The following is a 19,614-nucleotide window of genomic DNA, read 5'->3' on the forward strand; positions in this document are numbered from 1 at the left end:
AGAAACAGTGTTCTAACACTGTTTCTCACTCACGACCCTCCTGCTCCCTCTTCAGGAAGGTTCCTCCGGCGATGTCCCCACGACCGATCGCAGTGCTGCTGGCCGGTTTCCTGGTCTTGCTCGGCCTGGCCACCCCCGCGGTGGCGGCGCCGGTCCAGACGCTCACCTGGACCGCGAACAACAGCACCACCGAATACGCGTCCGCGCCCACCGGCGCGCTGCCCGGCGAGACCACGATCGTCTTCGAGAACAGCGAAGCCACCGGCAACACGACGGGGATGTCGCACACCCTGACGTTCGACACCTCGACGCCGGGCTACAACCACGACGTCTCCCTGAACGTCCTGGCCAACCCGTTCGACCCGCAGAACGGGCGGCACGAGGCGACCGTGACGCTCACGCCGGGCAAGTACCGGTACTTCTGCACGATCCCCGGCCACACGACGATGGTGGGGGAGTTCGTCGTCTCCGACGGCACCGGCGACACCACCGCGCCGGCGGTGACCGCCGCCGTGACGGGGAACAAGGACCAGTCCGGCAACTACATCGAGTCGGCCACGGTGACGCTTTCCGCCACCGACGCGGGATCCGGCGTGGCCTCGGTCGAGTACCAGCTCGACGGCGGCACGTGGACCGCCTACACGGCCCCGGTCGTGGTGTCCGCCGTGGGCATGCACATGCTCCACTACCGCGCCACCGATGTCGCCGGGAACACCTCCGAAGAGGGCATGGAGCACTTCACGATCGTCGCGGGGCAGGGTGATACGACCCCGCCCACGGTGACCGCGGCGATCACCGGCCAGCAGGACTCCTCGGGGAACTACGTCGACGTCGCGACGGTCAAGCTGACCGCGACCGACGCCGACTCCGCGGTGGCCTCCGTCGAGTACCAGCTGGACGGCGGGGCGTGGACCGCCTACACCGCCCCGGTCGCGGTGACCGGCGCGGGCGAGCACATGGTCCACTACCGGGCGACCGACACTTCCGGGAACACGTCCCCGGAAGGCATGTCCCACTTCACCGTCGTGAAGAGCGACACGACGCCGCCGGTCGTCACGGCTTCCGTGGCCGGCACGAAGGACGCCGACGGCAACTACGTCGGCAAGGCGACCGTCACGGTCGTGGCGTCGGACACCGGGTCCGGGGTCGCCGCGGTCGAGTACCGGGTGGACGGGGGCGCGTGGACCGCCTACAGCGCGCCGGTCGCGGTGACCGCGCCGGGTGCGCACACCGTCGGCTACCGGGCTCGTGACGTCGCGGGGAACTCCTCCGCCGAGGCGAGCGTGGCCTTCACCGTGGTCGCCGGCGGCGACACGACGGCGCCGGTGGTCTCGATGCGGGTGACGGGCGACCAGGACGGGAACTGGGACTTCGTCGGCCGGGCCACCGTGACGCTGCTCGCCGTGGACACGGAGTCGGGTGTGGCCTCGGTCGAGTACAAAGTGGACAGTGGGGCGTGGACGCGGTACGCCGCACCGGTGGTGGTGTCCGCGCTGGGCGAGCACACGGTGCGCGCACGGGCCACGGACGTCGCCGGCAACGTCTCGGCGGAGGCGCCGGGGACGTTCACGGTGGTCGCGGCCCCGCCGCCGCCGGACGCGTGCCCGGTCTCGGACACCCGCGAGACCGTGGTGATCGGCGAGGTCGACAGCCAGGTCGAGAACATCGACATCGGCAACGGCTGCACGATCAACGACGTCATCGACGAGAACGCGGAGTACGCCTCGCACGACCGGTTCGTAAAACACGTGAAGGCGGTGACCCAGGAGCTGGTCGCCAACGGCGTGCTGTCGAGCGGGGACCGCAACCGCATCGTGACGGCGGCGATCGAGTCGGACATCGGCGGCGCTCCCACCGCCGGCGCCCGGCCCAACGACGTCAGGAAGCTGCTGTAGCTGCCTGTACTTCGCGCAGGGCCTGCCGGGCGGCGGCACCGAACTCGGTGCCGCCGCCCGGTTCGCACCACCGTTCGTAGGCGAGCGCCATGACGAGCGCGCCGAGCTGCGCGGCCACGCGGGAGGCCGGATCGGGCACGCCGCGGCGTTCGAGGGCTTCGGTCATCGCCGCGGTGAGCCCGAGGCCTTTCAGCGCTTCGCGTTCCCGCAGTTCCGGGGTGGTGGCGATGACCGCCCGCCGCCGGGCGCCGAACTCGCGACGTTCGGTGGTGAAGGCTTCGCGGCCGACCGTGTCGAGAGCGTGGGCCACGGCTTCGAGCGGGGTGGCCGCGGCCGGGGCGTCGGCGATCCCGCCGGCGAGCAGCCCGGCCATCGTGTCGCCGCCGAAGAGCACCTCGCGCTTGTCCGGGAAGTGCCGGAAGAACGTGCTCTTGGTCAGCCCGGCGCGTTCGGCGATCTCGATCACGGTGGTGTCTTCGTAGCCCTTCTCCTCGAACAGGTCGAGCGCGGCAACGACGAGCCGTTCCGATGCGTGGGGTTGCCAGCGGGCCATGGACCCAGTGTACGGGACTTGGTCCCGTCACTTCGTGTACGGTGATGGGACCAAGTCCCATCACATCGGAGGTGCTCATGAGCCGCGCTGTCGTCTACGAGAAGTTCGGCGGTCCGGAGATCCTGGAGCTGCGTGAGGTGCCGGAGCCGCACGCGGGCCCGGGCGAGATCCGCGTCCGGGTCGCGGCCGCCGGCCTCAACCCGATGGACTGGGGCCTCGCGTCGCACCCCGCCTTGGCCGCGCAGTTCGGCGTCACGGTGCCGTCGGGTTTCGGCTACGACCTGGCGGGCGTCGTCGACGAGGTCGGGGCCGGCGCCACGGGTTTCACGGTGGGGCAACGCGTCTTCGGTGGCGTGATGGCTCGCGCCGCGGCGGATTTCGCGGTGGTGGCCACGCCGGCCGAGACGCTCTGGCCGACCCCGGCGGGCATCACCGACGAGGTGGCGGCGACGCTTCCGGTGGCCGGCCTGACGGCCGCGGCGGCGCTCGCGGCGATCGGCCTGCGGCCGGGCGACACGGTGCTGATCGGCGGCGCGGCGGGCGGAGTGGGCGTGTTCGCCGTCCAGCTGGCGAAGCTCGCGGGGGCCCGGGTGATCGGCACGGCCGGGGAAGGCACGTTCGAGTTCCTGCGGCGGCTCGGCGCCACGCCCGTCGCCTACGGCCCCGGACTCGCGGACCGGGTCCGGGACCTGGCCCCGACCGCGGCCACCGACCTGTTCGGCACCGAGACGGCCGAGGCGGCGCTGGCGCTCGGGGTGCCACCCGAGCGGATCTCGACGGTCGCGGCGGGCCCGAACCCGCCGGGAGGAGTGCGCGCGACGGGCGGTGTCGACGCGGCCCCAGGGGCGATGGCCCGTCTCACGGACGCGATCGTCGCCGGGGAGATCGTCGTGCCGATCGCGGCCGCTTTCCCGATCGAGAAGGTGCGCGAGGCGGTGGAACTGCAGGCGGGCCGGCACGTCCACGGCAAGATCGTGCTGACGCTGTGACCGCTCACTAGGGCAGGGAAGTCCTGATGCCGCCGATGATCAGCTCGAGCCCGGCATCGAAAGCGCGGTCCCGCTCGGCCCGCGGCCACTCGGTCTTGCGCGCCTGCTCTTCGATCGTGTAACCGTTGGCGTAGGCCAAAACGGTGTCCACCGCGACCGCCGCCCCCTCGGCCGGAACGCCCGCACCCGCCAAAGCTTCGACCAGGCGGGTGAACACCGCGACGGCCTCGTCGCCCGGGTGGTGGAACCCCGAGATCAGCCGGGCGCCGTCGCGGTGGGCCAGCATCACCTCGCGCATGCCGGATGCCGCGCCGCGCAACGACTCCTCCCAGGTGCCTTCTTCCGGCACCGAGGCGGGGCCCACCAGGGAAGCCACCATCGCGTCCAGCAACGCCTGCTTGCTCGGGTAGTGCCGGTACAGCGCACTCGCCCGCACCCCGAGCCGGCTCGCCAGGAGCCGCATCGTGAGGGCGTCCAAGCCGGCCTCGTCGAGCAGCTCGATCGCCGCCCGCAGCACCTCGGTGCGTCGCTGCCCCACGAAGTCCTCCCCCGGATCCGGGCTTGACAAGCCTGCTCCGCCTACGTGAACAATGTACACGTGAACGTTGTTCACCTCGGAATGGGGGAGCACGATGAGCAGGATTCTGGTGATCGGGGCCGGCCTCGGCGGGCTGACGCTCGCGCACGCCCTGGTCCGCGCGGGCCTCGACGTCCGCGTCTTCGAGGCCGGCGCCGGCGCCGGCGAACGCACCCAGGGCTACCGGATCGCCCTCGCGCCGCCGGCACTGGACGCGCTGCGCGCCGGCCTGCCGCCGCGGCTCTACAACCTGGCCGTGGCCACCAGCGGCAGCCTGACCGGGCCGGGACTGCTCTTCGACGAGCAGCTCACCCTGCTCGGCGACGACCTGCCGGGGCCGGAGGAGAGCCGGGCGTTCGACCGCCAGGTGCTGCGGCAGATCCTGCTCGCCGACCTGGGCGACCGGGTCTCCTTCGGCAAGCGGCTCAGGAGTTTCACCGACGACGAGACGGTCACGGCGTTCTTCGCCGACGGCACGCGAGCCACGGGTGACGTCCTGGTCGGCGCCGACGGCGGGAACTCCGCGGTGCGGCGGCAGCTGGTGCCCGAGGTCCGGCTCGTCGACGCCGACCTGTGCGGCGCGATGGGACGCACGCCCCTCGCCGAGCGCTTCCGCCGGCTCGTCCCGGGCCGCGGAACCATGGTCAAGGGCCCCGAGGTCACGCTGATGCTGGGCCGGATGCGGTTCGACCGCGAGCCGTCCGAAGCGGCCGCCGAACTCGGTTTGTCCCTGCCCCGCCGGGAAAGCTACGTGCGGTGGGTGCTGCTCGTCCCGCCCACCACCGTGCGGCGTCAGGAGGACGCTCGTGAACTGGTGCTGGACCTGATCGAGGGCTGGCACCCCGATCTCCGGGACCTGGTCCGCGACGCCGACCTCAGCGCCGTCGGCCGCTCGAAAGTCTTCGACCGCCCGATGCCGCCGTGGCCGGTGAGCCGGGTGACGCTGCTGGGGGACGCCGCGCACCAGACGCTGGCCAGCGGCGGCAACGGCGCCATGACCGCGATGCAGGACGCCATGCGGCTGAGTGCGCGGCTGGCCGAGGCCGAGCGGGGCCACCAAGACCTGCTGCCGGCGCTGGCGGAGTACCAGCGGGACCTGCTGGACCGCGGGAACGCGGCGGTCGAGGCCGGCAAGCAGGCCCTGCGCAGGTTCGTCCCGGTGGCGGAGGAGACGCGATGACCGGGCAGGTCCGTTCGGCCGACGGCACCACGATCGGCTACCGCAGCTTCGGCCGCGGCCCCGCGCTGATCCTGCTGCACGGCGGAATGCTGGCGTCGCAGGACTTCACGAAGCTCGCCACCGCGTTGGCGACGGACTTCACCGTCCACGTGCCCGACCGGCGCGGCCGCGGCCTGAGCGGCCCGCACGGCGAAGACTTCGGCGCCGGGAAGGAGGTCGAGGACCTGCGGGCGCTGGTCACCGCGACCGGCGCGTCACGGCTCTTCGGCCTGAGCACGGGTGCCTTGGTCGTCCTGCGCACGGCGCTGGTCACGCCGGGCGTGGAGCGCATCGCGCTGTACGAGCCGCCGCTGTCCGTCGACGGCTCGGTGCCGACGGGCTGGCTGCCGCGGTTCGACCGCGAGATCGCCGCCGGGAAGACCGCGGCCGCCCTGGTCACCGGGATGAAGGGCCTGGCCACCGAACCGTCGCTGTTCAGCCGGATCCCGCGCTTCGCCCTGGTCCCCGCGCTCTCGGTCGGGGCGCGGCTGCAGGGAAGCGAGTCACCGGTCGCGGCGCTCATCCCCACGCTGCACCACGACATCGAGCTGATCGAGGAGCTGGCCGACACCGCCGGGGACTACGCGAAGCTCGAAACGCGGGTCCTGCTCCTCGGCGGCACCAAGAGCGCGGAGTACCTGAAGGGCGCACTGCGGAAACTCGCCGAAGTGCTCCCGCACGCGCGAAGCCGCGCGCTGGAGGGAGCCGGCCATTCGGGACCGGAGGACGACGGCGTCCCGCTCGCCGTGGCCGGGGAGCTGCGCGAGTTCTTCGGCTACGAATAGGTCCAGTGGCCCAGCCAGGATTCGCGCCAGGCCACCGTCAGCTCGCTCACCCCGTCCACACCGGACTGGTCGACGTGCGCCTTCCAGGCCTCTTCCAGCGACGCGCACAGTTTGGACGCGGGCAGCTCGACGCCACCCGAGGAGAACTGGCGCAGGACCGACTTCGGCACCGCCAGCTTCGCCTTGCCCCGCACCACCGACTGCTCGGTCGCACGGCAGATGAGGTACTCGACGGTGGCCAGGTCACCCGCCGAGCCCGGCGTGTCCGGCGACACCGTGGGCGCGACCTGGGCCAGCGCGCGGTAGAGGCAGTCCAGCGGGGCGGCCAGGCCCCGGTGCTGACGCGCGATCTCCCACGAAACCCACACCGCGATGCAGTCGGGCATCTGGTAGGGCCGGTAGGCGAACGCGGGACCGGTGAACGTCTGGTAGTCGCCGGTCGGGTCCTGGGCGGCCGGGCCCGGCCCGTCGGGGTCGGGCGGCAGGCCGAGCCGCTTGAACAGCTCGCGCAGCAGCTTGTGCGGCCGGGCCGGGGTCGTGGACTCGCCGAGCAGCTTGCCGAGGATGCGGTTCAGCCGGTCGGCGGCCACGCCGTGGATCGCCAGCTGCAGGTGCACGAACGCGACGTCCGACAGCGTCGTGGCCGCGCAGCCGACCACGCCCACCTGGGGGTAGCGCTGCAGGAAGGCGGCGATCGCGTGCGTCGAGCCGATCCGCGCCGGCCCGACGAACGTCACCGGCAGGACCGCGCCGATCCGCTGGCGCGACCGCAGGTCGCCCTTGTACAGCGGGGAGAACTCGCCGTCGGCGTGGTAGACCTCGAACCAGTTGCCCTGCCGGTGCCCCGGCCGGGTGTCGGCGAGCCAGAAGCTGTACCCGTGCTTCTCGCACAGCTCCCGGAACCGGTCGGCCAGCTCGAACCGCGCGGTCGCGGACGCGTCCCGCAGCGCGATCGCGAACCGGACCGCCAGCGACGCGCACGGGGACGCGACCTCCTTGCGGGTGCGCAGGTCGTGGTTGCGCGTCTTGACGAGCGTCGGCAGCTGGGCCGGGCACTGCAGCGACAGCAGCGGCGCGTCGACGAGCGAGGCCGCGGCGTCGGAGATCTCCCGCACCAGGTCGCGGATCGCCAGGCCGTGCCACTCGCACACCTCGTGCGCCCCCGGGTCGATCGCGATCAGGCCCTCGAACCGCTGGGCCGACTCGTAGATGAACGTCGGGTTGGGTGAGGTCGTCTGGCGGAACACCCAGCCGCCCGCGTTCTGCTCCGGCCGTTCCGCCGGCTGGTGGCCGTCGACGCGCTCGACCACCTCGGTGCCGTCGAGGGGCTTGCGGGTGCGGGTGCCGATCACGACGCCGGCGCCGTTCGTGGCCGAGCACAGCGTCTCCAGGAAGACCGAGCTCTCGGAGTCCGCGGAGACGAGCTCGCGCAGGTAGCCGTGGCGGGCCATCGCGTGGTGCACCTCGAAGTCCACTTTGGTCACCGGCTGCCGCGCGATCTCGAAGCCGGCCCGCGCCAGGTCGGCCACGTTCCGCACGGAGATCCGCTGGTTGCGCACGTTCACCACCCTCCGGACGAGTCGAACCGGACGTCGGCTTCCAGTGGCTTGCGGCGGTCCCAGGCGCCGGAGCCCGCCCACCGCGGCGCCCCGATGCGGGACAGCGGGATCGCCGATTCGCGCCAGGACGCCTGGCCGAACAGCACGAGCGCGGCGAGCACCGGCAGCCCGACCGCGATGGTGAGGGTGACCTGGACGACCTCGCCCCGGCTCTGCGTCGCGACGGCCGCGGCGAACCCGGCGACGGCCGCGATGCTCAGCTGGACGAGCGCCTGCGGCAGCGTCCCGAGGTAGCCGAGCACGGTGCGCCGGGGTGGCAGGGACAGCCGGCTGTAGAGGAAACCCGGCAGCAGCAACAGCATGGTGATCACGGACTGGCCGTCACCGATGTGGCCGAGCGCTTCGGTGGCGGCCCGGCCGTACGGCCACGGGCTGCCGACCAGCATCCAGCCGAGGACGAACGAGACCGCCGCGACGGCCAGCGCGTAGAACGTCACGTTGAGCGGGCCGGACTTCGTGGAGTCCTTGAGCACCAGCGTCGCGCGCACCCGGACGTGGTCGCCGCGCGCGTCGCGGCCGCCGGAGCGACGCCAGTACGCCCGCGCTTCGTTGTCGGTGATGCCGTTGACCAGCACGAGGTCCTGCCCGAACTCCCGGTCGGTCAGCTCGCGCGCGGCCTCGCGCAGGTTCGCGGCGGTGAACTCCGGGTGCCGCCGCAGCGAGTTGTCCAGCTCGCCCGCGCCGGTCCGCACCGCCTCGCCGGTGGTGGCCGCGGCGGCGAGCCGGTGGCAGGCCGGGAGGCTGCGCGGGGAGAGTTCCACGCCGGACTGGCCCGCCTCCCACTTGCGGCGGCGGACCAGGTCCGCCAGCCGCCGCAACACGGTCTGGGCCTGCAGCTCCAGGATCTTGTGCCGGGCACCGTCGGCTTCCTGCAGCGGCGCGGCGTCCTGACGTTCGGCGAGGGAGAGCAGGTCCTCGGCCAGGCTCTCCACCTGGTGCTGGTCGGCGTCGGTGGACAGGTACATCCGGGAGATCTCGGCTTCCGGCGCGGTCCCGGCCACCAGGTGGTAGGACTTCAGCGTCGCCGGGATCATGGTCTCGTAGCCGACGACGTAGCCGCGCCGGCTGGAGGCCAGCCGCCGCCACTGCTCCTTCGCGACGGGCTGCCGGGCGTCGACGTTCAGCGGCGTTTCGTAGCTGAGCCGGTGCTCCTCCACCGAGTCGTCCAGCGCCACCACCAGCATGTAATCGCGGACGGCGACGTTCAGCAGGTACGCGTACTCGACCAGGAGATCCGCGCAGCCTTCGAGGATGTCCAGCGCCAGCTCCCGGCACTGGCGCCCGTACCCGGGAACCGTGCCGCCGGCCGGGGCGAGCGTGAACTCCTCCTCCGGGTGGTTCCGCTCGGTGAGCAGCGTCAGCAGCGCCTGCTGGATGAGCCACCGCGGTTCGTGCACCTGGAACAGGAAGGTGTTGAGCTCGTGCTTGGCGGTCTGGGCGTTCTCGTCACCGGCGAGGATCCCGCGCAGCAACCGGTAGAGCCCGGCGGCGACCAGCCGCGACGCCTCGTGCTGGGTGAGCCGCGGCAGCTTCTGGCCCGAGCTGTCGAAGACGTCGATGGGCGAGACGTCCCGGCGCGGCAGCCGGGCCAGCGGCACCCACAGGGACCGCTGCCGCGCCGGTCGCGAGGCCGCCCGCTCGCCGTGTTCCTGGCCGATGAGGTCCTGCAGCTGCGCGGTGGCCTGCCGCTGTCCTTCGTCGAGGAGCTTGAGACTGACGTCGACCTCGGTGCTGCGCCGGGCGGTCCCGTGTTCGACAACGGTCAGCCGCTCGGTGAGCCGGCGCACGTGGTTGAGCCGCAAGGAGGTGTCGAGCAGCGCGAGCCCGACGGCCGCACCCTGCCGCGACAGCCGAGGCGGAGCGCCGGGAATGGGGATCGTCTCGATCGCGTGCCGGAGACTCTCGATGCCGTCCACACCAGTGAGAGTAGGAGGTACGGCGACTTGATACGAGCGAAACGAAGCTATTGACCGAATGGTCGTACTGCCGGCTCCAGCCCGCCCTCAGGCGGCGCGGCGCACCTCGTCTCCCTGGTAGGGGCCCGGCTTCGGACGCACCTTCCCACCAGGGAACGCCAGCCGCAGGATCGTGCGGTGCACCGTGCCGAGCTGCTTCGACAACGGCCCTGTGTTGTACGGCAGCCCGTACCGGCGGCAGATCTCGCGAACCCGCGGCGCGATCTCCGCGTACCGGCTGCTCGGCATGTCCGGGAAGAGGTGGTGCTCGACCTGGTAGCCGAGGTTGCCGCTCAGCAGGTGGAACAGCGGGGACCCCGTGATGTTCGCCGCGCCGACGAGCTGGCGGACGTACCAGCCGCCGCGGGTTTCGTCGCGGACCTCCTCCTGGCTGAACGTGTACGTCTGGTCCGGGAAGTGGCCGCAGAAGATGATCGAGTGCGCCCACAGGTTGCGGATGATGTTCGCCGTGAAGTCGGCCCAGAACGTCGCGGCGAACGTCGCGCCGCCGTCGCGGCGGGCCGCCGCGAGCTGGGCTCGCACCGCGCCGCGACGACGCCGGCCGCGCGCCCGGTCCGCCACCACCCGGGCTCGCGAACGCGGCTCGGGGTTCGCGAGGCGGCTCACGGCGGTCGCGGCGAGCGCGCTGACCAGCGGCCAGCCGACGTAGTCCTTGAGGATCTGGTCGCGGGCCTTGCCCGAGATGCCCTTGAGGTCGTGCCGGACGTCCTTCATCGGCTTCTCGCCGGCGCGGATGGCTTCGACGTCGAGGTCGTGGACCGCGACGCCCCATTCGAAGAACGCCATCAGCAGCAGGTTGTACAGCGGCTGCGCCAGGTACGCCGGGTGCCACTTCTGGTGCGGGTCGATGCGCATGATCTCGTACCCGAGATCCTTGTCCTTGCCGCGGATGTTCGTGTACGTGTGGTGGATGTAGTTGTGCGAGTGCTTCCACGCCGCGGCCGTCGAAGCGGTGTCCCAGTCCCAAGTGGACGAATGGATGTACGGGTCGTTCATCCAGTCCCACTGGCCGTGCAGGACGTTGTGCCCGATCTCCATGTTCTCCAGGATCTTCGCGATCGCCAGGCAGCCGGTGCCCGCCGTCCAGGCCACCTTGGACCGGGAGCCGAGCAGCAGCGCCCGGCCGGCCACCGCGATCTGCCGGTGCAGCCGGATGACGCCCTTGATGTAGCGGCGGTCGCGCTCGCCGAGGTCGCCGCGGACCTGGTCGTGGATGGCGTCGAACTCGCGGGCGAGTTCGGCGAGCTGGTCCGCGCTCAGGTGGGCGAACGGGTGCGTGGTGGCGGTCATGATTTCCTTTCAGAGTTCGACCGTGACCCGGCCTTCGGCGCCGTGCACGCAGGTGCGCACGATCTCGTTGTGCTTCTCGCTGACGACGTTCGTGCGCAGGTCGCGGATCCGGCCCTCCCGGATCGGCAGCACGCACGTGTGGCAGACCCCGACCCGGCAGCCGAACGGCATGTCGACGCCCGCGTTCTCGCCCGCGACGAGGATCGGGGTGCCGGGCGGGCAGTCCGCGTCGAGGTTGCGGTGCGCGAACCGCACGGTCCCGCCCGCGCCCTCGGCGTCCTCGCCGCCGACGATCGGCTGGAACCGTTCGTGGTGCAGCCGGCCCACGTCGCCGTGGCCCTTCCAGTGCTTGTGCAGCGCGTCGAGCAGCTCGCCGGGCCCGCAGGCGTAGGTTTCCCGCTCGCGCCAGTCCGGGCACAGGGCGTCCAGGTCGGCGGGGGTGAACCGGCCGTCCTCGCTGGTGATCCGCAGCTCGAGCCGGAAACCCTCGTGCTGCTTCTCGAGCGCGGCCAGCTCGTCGCCGAAGGTGACGCCGTCCGCCTCCCGCGCCGAGTGCACGTGGACGACGTCGCGCAGGCCGGGCCCGGGCGCGAGGTGGCGCAGCATGCTCATCACCGGCGTGATGCCGCTGCCGGCGGTGACGAACAGCAGGCCGCGGTCCAGCCGGTCCGGCAGGGTGAACGATCCTTCGACCTCCCCGAGCCGCACGACCTCCCCGGGGTGGACGCGCTCGACCAGGAACGGCGAGACGACCCCGCCGTCGACCCGCTTGGGGGTGACCGAGATCAGCCCGTCCGGGCGGTCCGGGCTCGACGTCAGCGAGTAGGCGCGCCAGTGGTGGACGCCGTCGATGACCACCCCCAGCCGCACGTACTGCCCGGGCCGGTGCCCGACCCAGTCGAAGCCCGGCCGGATCAGCACGGTCGCCGCGCCACCCCGTTCGGGCTCGACGCGCTCGACGCGCCCGCGCAGCTCCCGGGTCGACCACAGGGGGTTGATCAGCTCGAGGTAGTCGTCCGGGCGCAGGGGCGTGAAGAGCCAGCGCACCGCACGCAGTGCCCGGCGCCGCAGCGGCGACGCCGGGGGACGCATTCCCACTTCAGCCATGCTCATTGAGTGTACAGACGTGCACTCAACTCGCAGCGCGGGTGATGTGAAACGTTTAAGCCAGCGGCACGCCGACGAGCCGGTAAGGGCGCAGGACGACCGGCCCGAAGAGGCCAGACGCGAGCGCCTGGCCGCGCGCGTTGGCGCCGGTGTTCGTGACGCGCACCCGCACGCGGTTGCGGCCGGGGCGCAGAGCGGCGGTCACGTCGACCCGGTACGGCGGCCACAGCCGGGACCCGCCGGCTTGGCCGTTGACCTCCACTTCGGCCACCTCGTGGACCTCGCCGAGGTCGAGCGTCCACCGCCGGCCGGGGACGGCGGGCACGTCGAACTCCGTTTCGTACCAAGCTGATCCGGAGTACCCGGCGTCGACGTCGGTCCACGAGCCGAGCGGGCGGGTGGTGACCGGCGCGCCCGGGCGGTCGAAGCGGAAGGTCCAGTCGCCGCTCACCGGGACGGAGGCGAGGGCGTCGGAAACCGTCGCCGCGCCCGAGTAGGTCCGCGCGCCGTCCGTCGCGGTGACGGTGACGCGGCCCGGCCCGCTCGCGCGCACGATCGCGCCGCGGCCGTCGATGCGCTCCACCGGCGCCGACGCGGACACCGCGTGCAGCGGCTCCCGCCCGCCGCGGAAGACCACCAGCACGGCCGCTTTCGGCTCCAGCCGCAGCGGCACCGCCGTGGTGGCGCCGGTTTTCCGCCAGACGCCGGCCGGGGCCGCCGACCCGGTGTCGGGGTCCCACACCTCGGGGGTTCCGGTCGCCGGGAACGTCGCGGTCAGCTCGACGGTGTCGGCGCGCTCGCTCACCACCACGAACGCCTGCTCGCCCCGGTTTTCCAGACGCAGCAAGCGGATGTCGGTGTGGGGCGGGTCCAAAGCGGCCGCCGCGCCACCGGCGGCGACCGCCGCGGCCGCGGCCCGGCCCGGATCGGCCGCCCGGGTGACCGAGCGCGTCGCGAACAGCTCGGCCAGCGCGGCACGCAGGCCCGGATCGTCGCCGCCGGCTTCGCGAGCCGCCGGTGTGCCGGTGACGACCACGACGCCGCCACCGCGGGCGAACCGGGTCAGCGTCCGCACCGCGCCGAGGGCCAGGACCGGCGTCTCCGGCACGACGACGATCCGGTACGCCTGCCGCCCGACGACCAGCTTCGGCCCGTTCGGCCGGGCGTGGGTCACCAGCGCGGGGTCGGCGTCGAGCGCGCCTTCGTCGAGGAGGTCGAAGTCCACCTGGACGTCTTCGAGCGCGTGCGCGGCGGTCAGGAAGGCCGTGTCGAGCACGGCCATCGCGGGAGTGTCCTGAGTGGACTCCGCGGCGCGTTGCGGTTGCAGCAGCGCGGTCCGCGCCGCGGCCGGCGCGCGGCAGGCTTCCATCAGCCTGCCGATCCAGTCGTTCAGCGGTGCGGACACCGGCCACCACGGGTTGGCGGGCTGGAACGGCGGCGGGTAGACGATCTGGTTCTCGTCGCTGAACCGCGCGTGCAGCAGCGTGTGGTTGACCCCGCGCACGGCGAAGGCGCCGACGACCTCGCGGACGAACGCCGGGGTCACCGGCCACCCGGTCCCGCCCATGGCCTCGAGGTAGACGCGCTCGAGCCCCAGCTGGTGCGCGGTGCTGGCCGGGAACCGCGACAGCGTCCGGTGGTAGCCGCGCTGGTAGTGGTCGAAGATCAGGTCGGTGCCGGGCAGCTGCGCCCACTGGTTGTTCGCGTTGAGGTTGCCGGAGCTCTGGAGCTGTTCGCCCGGGCCGTATTCGTCCCACAGCGGGTTGGAGATGAACTCGACGCCGTGGTCGGCCATCCAGGTGCCCTGGGTGCGGTAGTAGGCGGCGGCGAACCGGTTGCTCACCGCCCGCCAGAACAGGCCGCGCAGGCGGAGACCGTCGGTGCCGAGGTCGTCGTGCACCGCGGTCAGCGCGACCCCGGGGGACGTCCCGAGCCGGGCCAGCTCGGCGTCGAGGGTGGGGGACCAGGGGACGGTGTCGAAGGGACCGTGCGCCGAGGCGAGGTAGGGCTCGTCGTCGGCGAACCCGCGCAGCACCGCGTTCGCCGCCCACGGGAAACGGCGCAGGTACTCGCCCGGCACGGCGTCGAGGAACAACCGGACGGCTTCGTCGTCGAGGAGGTCGAGGTAGGCGCGGCCGGAGCCGGTGGGCGTGCTCAGCGGGCGGACGGTGAACAGGTCCAGCTGCCACCGGCCCGCCGGCGGCGTCCACGTCCCGCCCGCGCGGGCCTGTTCCGTGAGATCCACCAGCGACCGGGGATCGCCGGAGCCCGCCGGGCGGGCGGTCGCGGCGACCAGGGGCAGGCCGCCGGCGGGCAGGTCGAAGGCGTCGAGTGCGGCGGCTGTGTCGAAGGTTTCGTCGTACAGCACCGTTCCGGCGGGGTCGCGGACGGTCAGGCGGTCCCACGAGGACCGCTGGCTCGCCACCGCGCGCACCCCGACGCGGCCGGTCGCGAAGGCGATGTCGGCCGGAGCCTGCGCGGTGCCGTCCAGCGTCACGGTGAGGTGCGTGCCCCGGATCCCCACGGCCAGGACGTGGTCCGCGCTCGCGTCGAAGCCCGGTACCGGGGTGCCGCTCCGGACGAGGGAGAACGCGCCACCGGTCTGCTGCCAGACGTCGACGGCGCCGTCGGCCCGTAGATCGGCGAGGACGCCGTCGCCTTCGCTCGCGCTGTGCACCATCAGCCCGGCGGTCGCGCTCTCGACGCGGACCTTCGCCTCGACGTCGTAGTCCTGCCACTGAGCGCCGTCGCGCAGCAGGGTGACGGCGTCGCGGACCGCCGCGTCGACGAGGAGCCGACCGTCCGAAACGGACAGTCCGCGGCTCACCAGCGGCACCGGAGCGCCGCCGGTGACGGTCAGGACCTGGTGCCCGACGCCCTTGAGCCGCAGATCCGGCCGCGGCGGGTAGACGCGGCCACCGACGGTCCCGCCGTCGACGACGAACCCGCCGGCGCGCCCGCTCGGGAAGTAGTCGTCGTTGAACAGCCAGAGGTGCATGCCGTGGCGCTGGGCTTCGCGGAGGGCGAATTCGATGATGGCGAACCAGTCTTCGCTGAAGAAGGCGGGCTTCAGGGCCGAGGTTTCGAAGGGGAAGAGGAGGACTTCGTGCACGCCCTGGCCGCGCAGGTCGGCGAGCCCGGCGGCGACGAGGTCCGGGGTGACGGTGCCGTTCCAGAACCACAGCACGGTGGGCCGCGAGTCGGGCCGCGGGTCGGCGAACCGGGCGGCGGGGAAACCGGCGGCTTTCGCTTCGCCGGTTCCGGCTTCGGTCGCGTCGGCGGCGGGGACCCGGATCGCCAGTCCGGTCGCGACGGTCGTCGCCGCGGCGAACGCGAGCAGCTGCCGCCGGGACAGGCCGCCGGCCACGATCCGCACCTCGTCGTGCTCGGGCATGGCGCTCCCTCTGCGTGTATTGAAACGATTCAATAAGGAAGTAACTTACGTGACCCAGGTCACGCCCGTCAAGGACCGTTCGATGGTGAACGCGGGGTACGGTCGCGGCCGTGGACCCTCTGGTGGTGACCTTGGCCGTCGACGAGCGTGCCCAGGCCGCGTGGAACGCCCTGCGGCGCAGGTGGTTCCCGCCCGAGCGGCTGGTCGTCGACGCCCACCTGACCCTGTTCCACGCCCTCCCCGGCGAGCGGTCGGCGACAGTGGTGGCGGACTGCGCCGAGATCGCGCGGGCCACCACCCCGTTCGCGGTGACGGTGGCCGGAGCGCGATCGCTCGGGCGCGGAGTCGCTCTCGACGTCGGCTCCCCGGAGCTGGGCCGGATGCACGCGGCGCTGCGGGCTCGATGGTCGGCGTGGCTGACGCGACAGGACGCGCAACCGTTCAAGCCACACGTGACGGTGCAGAACAAGGTGGGTCCCGAGGTGGCGGCGGAGACGCTGGCCGCGGTGCGCGCGGACCCCGGCCCGGCCGCGGCGACGGCGACCGGTGTGACCGTCTGGCGCTACCTCGGCGGCCCCTGGGACCTCATCGCGGTGGAGCGGTTCACCGCCTAGTGGGGAGTGTTGCGCGCGTACTCCGTCAGCTCGCCGCGGTTCTGCAGGTTCGACTTCGCCATCAGGCTCGCCACGTGCTTTTCCACCGTGCGCGGCGAAATGTGCAGCCGGCGGGCGATGTCCTTGTTCCCCATGTTGTCCGCCAGCAGCTGCAGCACCTCGTACTCGCGCACCGTCACCCCCGCCGATCGCAGGGTCGCCGGGAGGCGGTCGGAGCCCGTGCGGCGCTGGCCCACCGGGGCGCCGATCTTGCGCAGCAGGCCGCGGCACGCGCTCGCCACCGCCGTCACCTCGGCCTGGTGGAAGTACTCCTCGGCCTCCTTGAGCCACGTCACCGGGTCACCCCAGCCGTCGGCCGAGGCGGACTCCGCCACCATCCTCAAGCCCAGGTGCCTGCTCACCGGGAACGGGGCCGCCGCCTCGATCGCCGCGGCCACGGCGGAGTCGGCTCGGTCGAGGGCACCCGCGCGGCCGTGGCGGACCGCGTCGCCCAGCAGCACGAACTGGCGGTTCCAGCGCATCCCGCTCACCGCCGTCGGCGGCCGGGCCACCTCCGGCTCCGTCCCGTCGAGCGCCTCGATCAGCAGCCGCAGGCCGTGCTGGCCGGCCAGGTGGAAGCGGCTCGGCTGGCGCTCCTCCAGGGACAGCACCTGGGCCAGCTCGCGGCGGGCGCGTTCGGCGTCCTCTTCGAGCAGGGAACAGAACACCTGCGCCAGCCCGACGCTCAGCACCAGCTCCTGCGCCGTCGCGCCGCCCTCCGCGCGGAAGTCCTCGAGCGCGCGTTCCATCCGCGGCCGGTCCGCCTGGTGAGCGGCCACCATCGCGCGCGTCATGTGCGTGTACTGCAGCAGCGCGACCAGGCCGAGCCGGCCGAGCACCGCGAGGTTCTCGTCGAGGATCGTGTCGGCCTGCGCGAACTCGCCGCGCATCGCCGCGTGCACCGCGCGGCTCGCGTCGACCGCGCAGGTGAGCGTGATCGCGCCGGTGCGCTGGGCTTCCGCGCGGGCCAGGTCGAACGTCCGCACGTCGCCCTCGGCGAGCATCCGGTGCCCGCCGAGGCGGACCAGCACCTGGGTGCGCAGGTGCGTCAGCTGGTGCTGTTCGGCCAGCCGCCGCGCCAGCTGCAGGTAGCGCTCGGCCTCGGCCAGGTCCGTCTCCAGCGCCACCATGCCGAGCACCTGCAGCGCCTGGCACGACACGAAGGGCACGCCGGCGCGCTCGGCGACCTCCCACGCCTGCTCGGCCAGCTTCCGGGCCCGCTCGGTGTGCGCCGGGCCCGGGATGTCCAGCCACAGCGTCGCTTCGACGGCGTCCAGGCCGGCCTTCTGCTCTTCGGTGATCTCGCCGCCGAGCGGGGCGCGGGCCTGCTCGATCTGGTTGAGGCACTCGTCGTGCCGCCCGCCGATGTAGGCCGCCCACGCCAGCTGGATGTGCAGGTCGACCGCCCGCTCCAGGCGGCCGATCTCGGCGAAGCGGGCGGAGAACTCGACGGCCCGGTCGAACTGCCCGGTCTGCCCGAGCGCGTGCAGCAGCGTCTCCAGCGCGTCGGCCCGGTCGTCGGGGCTCGCCGTGGCCAGGAGGTCGACGGCGCGGGTCAGCATGGTCACCGCCGTGTCGGCCGCGCCGCCGTCGAGCGCCCGGCGGCCGGCCTCGGCGAACAGCCGCCCGGCGCCCGGGTGGTCCATCGCCGTCAGCCGCAGCGCCGCGGCCAGCGCGCACAGCTCGCCGGGCAGCCCGGGGTGCAGGAGCTCGACGGCGTCCGCGGCCCGGCGCGCCAGGGTGGCCTTCGTCGACGGCACGAGCCGGGCCAACAGGGCCTCGGCGGTGAGCGGGTGGCGGAAGGCGTACCAGCCGGGTGTCGTCTCGTCGGTGGTGACCAGGTGGGCGGCGACACTCGCGCTGATGTGGTTGTGCAGCATGCGGTCGTCCATGTCGGTGACCGCCTGCACCACCGACAGCGGGAACCGCCTGCCCAGCACGGCGGCGACCGAAAGCAGCGTCTCGCCGTCCGCACCGAGCGCGTCGACGCGGGCGGCGATGCTGCTGATCAGCGCCTCCGGCACGCGCGCCTGCAGCTCGCCGACGACCTGCCAGCCGCTCGCCCCGCCGACGAGCAGGCCGTCGCCGAGCATGCCGTGCAGCAGTTCCTCGACGACGAACGGCACGCCCTCGCTGTTCTGCCACAACAGGTTCGCGACGGCGGCCGGAACCGCGGCCGGCTCGGTCTCCAGGCAGGCGGCGGCGAACTCGCGGGTGCGCTCGGCATCGAGCCGGGCCAGTTCGAAGGTGTGGCTGGACGAGCGCTGCGCCGCCGCGGTCGCCAGCCGCCGCGCCTCACCCGGTTCGCCGCGCAGCGTGCCGATCAGCATGACCCGGCTCGACGCCAGGTTGTCGACGAGGTATTCGACGATGAAGAGCGTCTCGGCGTCGGCGTTGTGCAGGTCCTCCAGCACGATCAGGCAGCCGCCCTCGCGGCCCGCCACCGACAGCAGCCGGAATACGGCTTCGGCCAGCACGAGCAGGTTCCCGTTGTCGTGCGGCCGGTCGCCGCGGTACCAGTCGGGCACGAGCCGGGCGAGCACCGGGACCAGCGGGTCGAGTTCGGGAGCGGCGGGCGGGAGGCCACCTCGGAAGTGCGAAAGCAGGGCCTCGGCCAGCGGCCGGAACGGCACCATCGGGCCGATGGAGCTGGCTCGTCCGCGTAGCACGGGGAGCCCGGTCGCCAGTGCCCGCGAGGCGATGTCGGCGGCGAGCCGGGATTTCCCGATCCCGCCCTCGCCGACAAGGAAGAAGGCCCCACCGTGGTCGGTGCGGGCCTTCTCCAGAGCCTGGGACAGTGCGCCGAGCTCCCTGTCGCGTCCGATGAGACGCGTCGACCGGATGCCCATCGCGGTCACTATATCCGGAGTGGCCACATCCGGACGTAGGTCGAATTACCGACGCCGGAAACGTCTCACTATTCGGTGAAACCGCCCGTGACGACCGTGATGTCCATCGTGGTCAGGGAGTTCTGGCTGACTCGCGCCGCCTTGCCGGACAGCGCGTGGTTGCGGGCACCGGTGCGGGACGTCCGGGGGAGGGTCAAGGCGCCGATCGGGTTGTCGGTGCCGGCGAAGTCGTGCTCGGTCATGCGGGTGGCTCCACTCTCGGTAGTGCTGGGGCGGGGAGGACTACTGGGGGAAAGCGATGCTGACGGTGAAGACGGGGGTGATGTCCAGGGTGTCGGCGCCGTTGTGGCTCAGCCGCGCGGTCCGGCCGGAGAGGGCGCGGTTGCGGGCGCCGGTCCGGGTCGGCGCCGGGAGGGTGGGGTCGCCGATGGGGTTGTCGGTGCCGATGAAGTCGTGCTCGCTCATGGCGTGTTCTCCGCTTTCGGTCGCAGGTCGGGGCGGGGGCGGACGTCAGAGGGCGAAGGTGCCGTTGGTGACGACGGTGGGGCCACCGAGCGTCTCGAGGGTCATCCCGGAGAGCCGGGGCCGGGTGCCGGCCAGTGCCTGGTTGCGGATGCCGCAGCGGTTCGCGCGGGGGAGTACCAGGGCACCGACGGTGGCTTCGACGGTCTCGGTGGTGATTTCGGGCATCGTTCGTTCTCTCCTCGG

16 protein-coding genes are annotated in these 19,614 nt (G+C 72.7%); 5 read left to right on the top strand and 11 right to left on the bottom strand.

Translation table 11 applies throughout. The features are described from left to right. Positions 1–71: 71 nt before the first annotated feature. Entirely contained in the window at positions 72–1,895 is a 1,824-nt protein-coding gene (locus AA23TX_RS35320) for an OmpL47-type beta-barrel domain-containing protein (protein ID WP_155547021.1), read from the top strand. Here AA23TX_RS35320 and AA23TX_RS35325 read toward each other — a convergent pair. Next, positions 1,879–2,448: a TetR/AcrR family transcriptional regulator gene (locus AA23TX_RS35325; protein ID WP_155547022.1), complete on the bottom strand. Its 570-nt coding sequence runs from the start codon at positions 2,446–2,448 to the stop codon at positions 1,879–1,881. The two genes, AA23TX_RS35320 and AA23TX_RS35325, sit on opposite strands and share 17 nt — an antisense overlap. Before the next feature lie 77 nt (positions 2,449–2,525). On the opposite strand from AA23TX_RS35325, the gene AA23TX_RS35330 reads away from it, so the two are divergent. Continuing rightward, positions 2,526–3,437, top strand: a complete 912-nt coding sequence (locus tag AA23TX_RS35330) for an NADP-dependent oxidoreductase (protein ID WP_155547023.1) — start codon at positions 2,526–2,528, stop codon at positions 3,435–3,437. Between the two features lie 7 nt (positions 3,438–3,444). On the opposite strand, the gene AA23TX_RS35335 is transcribed toward AA23TX_RS35330, so the two are convergent. Beyond that, positions 3,445–3,975 carry a TetR/AcrR family transcriptional regulator C-terminal domain-containing protein gene (locus tag AA23TX_RS35335; protein WP_196425669.1) on the bottom strand — a complete coding sequence of 177 codons (531 nt, stop codon included), beginning with the start codon at positions 3,973–3,975 and terminating at the stop codon, positions 3,445–3,447. A 94-nt stretch (positions 3,976–4,069) separates the two neighbouring features. On the opposite strand from AA23TX_RS35335, the gene AA23TX_RS35340 reads away from it, so the two are divergent. Both AA23TX_RS35340 and AA23TX_RS35345 read left to right on the top strand, forming a co-directional pair. Further along, positions 4,070–5,194 (top strand): FAD-dependent oxidoreductase, encoded by a 1,125-nt coding sequence (locus tag AA23TX_RS35340; protein ID WP_155547025.1) that lies wholly within the window; start codon positions 4,070–4,072, stop codon positions 5,192–5,194. Continuing rightward, positions 5,191–6,018 carry an alpha/beta fold hydrolase gene (locus tag AA23TX_RS35345; protein ID WP_155547026.1) on the top strand — a complete coding sequence of 276 codons (828 nt, stop codon included), beginning with the start codon at positions 5,191–5,193 and terminating at the stop codon, positions 6,016–6,018. Before AA23TX_RS35340 ends, AA23TX_RS35345 begins: the two co-directional genes overlap by 4 nt. On the opposite strand, the gene AA23TX_RS35350 is transcribed toward AA23TX_RS35345, so the two are convergent. The 5 genes from AA23TX_RS35350 to AA23TX_RS35370 all read right to left on the bottom strand — a co-directional run bounded on the left by AA23TX_RS35350 (position 6,009) and on the right by AA23TX_RS35370 (position 15,404). Then, positions 6,009–7,577 carry a hypothetical protein gene (locus AA23TX_RS35350; RefSeq protein ID WP_230862910.1) on the bottom strand — a complete coding sequence of 523 codons (1,569 nt, stop codon included), beginning with the start codon at positions 7,575–7,577 and terminating at the stop codon, positions 6,009–6,011. The genes AA23TX_RS35345 and AA23TX_RS35350 overlap by 10 nt on opposite strands. A gap of 2 nt (positions 7,578–7,579) precedes the next feature. Further along, a complete protein-coding gene (locus AA23TX_RS35355) occupies positions 7,580–9,553 on the bottom strand; it encodes a hypothetical protein (RefSeq protein ID WP_155547028.1) in 1,974 nt (657 codons plus the stop codon). 87 nt (positions 9,554–9,640) lie between these two features. Then, complete coding sequence (locus AA23TX_RS35360) at positions 9,641–10,903, bottom strand: fatty acid desaturase family protein (protein ID WP_155547029.1); 1,263 nt, start codon at positions 10,901–10,903, stop codon at positions 9,641–9,643. A 9-nt stretch (positions 10,904–10,912) separates the two neighbouring features. Next, positions 10,913–12,010, bottom strand: a complete 1,098-nt coding sequence (locus AA23TX_RS35365; RefSeq protein WP_155547030.1) for a ferredoxin reductase — start codon at positions 12,008–12,010, stop codon at positions 10,913–10,915. Positions 12,011–12,065: 55 nt separating this feature from the next. Further along, positions 12,066–15,404 (bottom strand): glycosylhydrolase-like jelly roll fold domain-containing protein, encoded by a 3,339-nt coding sequence (locus tag AA23TX_RS35370; protein WP_155547031.1) that lies wholly within the window; start codon positions 15,402–15,404, stop codon positions 12,066–12,068. A gap of 110 nt (positions 15,405–15,514) precedes the next feature. On the opposite strand from AA23TX_RS35370, the gene AA23TX_RS35375 reads away from it, so the two are divergent. After that, entirely contained in the window at positions 15,515–16,018 is a 504-nt protein-coding gene (locus AA23TX_RS35375) for a 2'-5' RNA ligase family protein (protein ID WP_155547032.1), read from the top strand. Here AA23TX_RS35375 and AA23TX_RS35380 read toward each other — a convergent pair. The 4 genes from AA23TX_RS35380 to AA23TX_RS35395 form a co-directional block, all read right to left on the bottom strand. Continuing rightward, entirely contained in the window at positions 16,015–18,906 is a 2,892-nt protein-coding gene (locus tag AA23TX_RS35380; RefSeq protein ID WP_155547033.1) for a helix-turn-helix transcriptional regulator, read from the bottom strand. The two genes, AA23TX_RS35375 and AA23TX_RS35380, sit on opposite strands and share 4 nt — an antisense overlap. A gap of 68 nt (positions 18,907–18,974) precedes the next feature. Further along, the gene (locus AA23TX_RS35385; RefSeq protein ID WP_155547034.1) at positions 18,975–19,148 is read right to left on the bottom strand and encodes a hypothetical protein; all 174 of its coding nucleotides are present in this window, start codon (positions 19,146–19,148) and stop codon (positions 18,975–18,977) included. Positions 19,149–19,188: 40 nt separating this feature from the next. After that, the gene (locus tag AA23TX_RS35390) at positions 19,189–19,371 is read right to left on the bottom strand and encodes a hypothetical protein (protein WP_155547035.1); all 183 of its coding nucleotides are present in this window, start codon (positions 19,369–19,371) and stop codon (positions 19,189–19,191) included. Positions 19,372–19,416: 45 nt separating this feature from the next. Further along, positions 19,417–19,596: a hypothetical protein gene (locus tag AA23TX_RS35395; protein ID WP_155547036.1), complete on the bottom strand. Its 180-nt coding sequence runs from the start codon at positions 19,594–19,596 to the stop codon at positions 19,417–19,419. Between the last annotated feature and the right edge of the window lie 18 nt (positions 19,597–19,614).

The organism is Amycolatopsis camponoti, assembly GCF_902497555.1.
Taxonomy (GTDB): domain Bacteria; phylum Actinomycetota; class Actinomycetes; order Mycobacteriales; family Pseudonocardiaceae; genus Amycolatopsis; species Amycolatopsis camponoti.

Coding starts and splice junctions, on each gene's coding strand:
- AA23TX_RS35320 (WP_155547021.1), top strand. CDS start 72: ATGTCCCCACGACCGATCGCAGTGCTGCTGGCCGGTTTCCTGGTCTTG.
- AA23TX_RS35325 (WP_155547022.1), bottom strand. CDS start 2,448: ATGGCCCGCTGGCAACCCCACGCATCGGAACGGCTCGTCGTTGCCGCG.
- AA23TX_RS35330 (WP_155547023.1), top strand. CDS start 2,526: ATGAGCCGCGCTGTCGTCTACGAGAAGTTCGGCGGTCCGGAGATCCTG.
- AA23TX_RS35340 (WP_155547025.1), top strand. CDS start 4,070: ATGAGCAGGATTCTGGTGATCGGGGCCGGCCTCGGCGGGCTGACGCTC.
- AA23TX_RS35345 (WP_155547026.1), top strand. CDS start 5,191: ATGACCGGGCAGGTCCGTTCGGCCGACGGCACCACGATCGGCTACCGC.
- AA23TX_RS35360 (WP_155547029.1), bottom strand. CDS start 10,903: ATGACCGCCACCACGCACCCGTTCGCCCACCTGAGCGCGGACCAGCTC.
- AA23TX_RS35365 (WP_155547030.1), bottom strand. CDS start 12,010: ATGGCTGAAGTGGGAATGCGTCCCCCGGCGTCGCCGCTGCGGCGCCGG.
- AA23TX_RS35370 (WP_155547031.1), bottom strand. CDS start 15,404: ATGCCCGAGCACGACGAGGTGCGGATCGTGGCCGGCGGCCTGTCCCGG.
- AA23TX_RS35380 (WP_155547033.1), bottom strand. CDS start 18,906: ATGGGCATCCGGTCGACGCGTCTCATCGGACGCGACAGGGAGCTCGGC.
- AA23TX_RS35385 (WP_155547034.1), bottom strand. CDS start 19,148: ATGACCGAGCACGACTTCGCCGGCACCGACAACCCGATCGGCGCCTTG.
- AA23TX_RS35390 (WP_155547035.1), bottom strand. CDS start 19,371: ATGAGCGAGCACGACTTCATCGGCACCGACAACCCCATCGGCGACCCC.
- AA23TX_RS35395 (WP_155547036.1), bottom strand. CDS start 19,596: ATGCCCGAAATCACCACCGAGACCGTCGAAGCCACCGTCGGTGCCCTG.